At 43.9% G+C, this 711-nt stretch carries 1 protein-coding gene; it reads right to left on the reverse strand.

What is annotated here, in order from left to right:
* Positions 1–711, reverse strand: a 711-nt coding sequence (locus PPOP_RS09735) for a fibronectin type III domain-containing protein (protein WP_148277892.1), incomplete at both ends; no start/stop codon positions are given.

Here is a 711-nt window from a genome sequence, read left to right on the forward strand (position 1 = left end):
ACCATTGAACGTCAGTGTCAATTGGTCTTCATTATCTCCAAACAAGGCTGGTGTCTTAGTTGTGTCTAAACCAGTTACTGCTTTTTTATTAAATGTAGCTTCCTTTGTGCCCGTAAGTGCTTGGTTCCCAGCGGCGTTAACACCCGTTGCTGTTACTTTGTACTTGCCTCCAGGTTGAAGTCCCTTAAACGTCAATACAACCGTATGCGCAGTAGCATTATATTTTGCCTCTGTAACGGTAAGGCCGTTTTCTGGTTTAAAGGTTCCTTGAGCATCTTCCTTCTCAACCTTGTAGTTAGCCTCCTCTTCAGCAGAGGTCTTATCTAGCGCACCATTGAACGTCAGTGTCAATTGGTCTTCATTATCTCCAAACAAGGCTGGTGTCTTAGTTGTGTCTAAACCAGTTACTGCTTTTTTATTAAATGTAGCTTCCTTTGTGCCCGTAAGTGCTTTGTTCCCAGCGGCGTTAACACCCGTTGCTTTTACTTTGTACTTGCCTCCAGGTTGAAGTCCCTTAATCGTCAATTCAACCGTATGCGCAGTAGCATTATATTTTGCCTCTGTAACGGTAAGGCCGCTTTCTTCTTTAAATGTTCCGCTAGTTTCCTTCTCAACCTTGTAGCTAGCGTTCGCTTCAGCAGAGGTCTTATCTAGCGCACCATTGAACGTCAGTGTCAATTGGTCTTCATTATCTCCAAACAAGGCTGGTGT

Origin of the sequence: Paenibacillus popilliae ATCC 14706, from assembly GCF_000315235.1 — a bacterium.
GTDB classification, from domain to species: Bacteria; Bacillota; Bacilli; order Paenibacillales; family Paenibacillaceae; genus Paenibacillus_B; species Paenibacillus_B popilliae.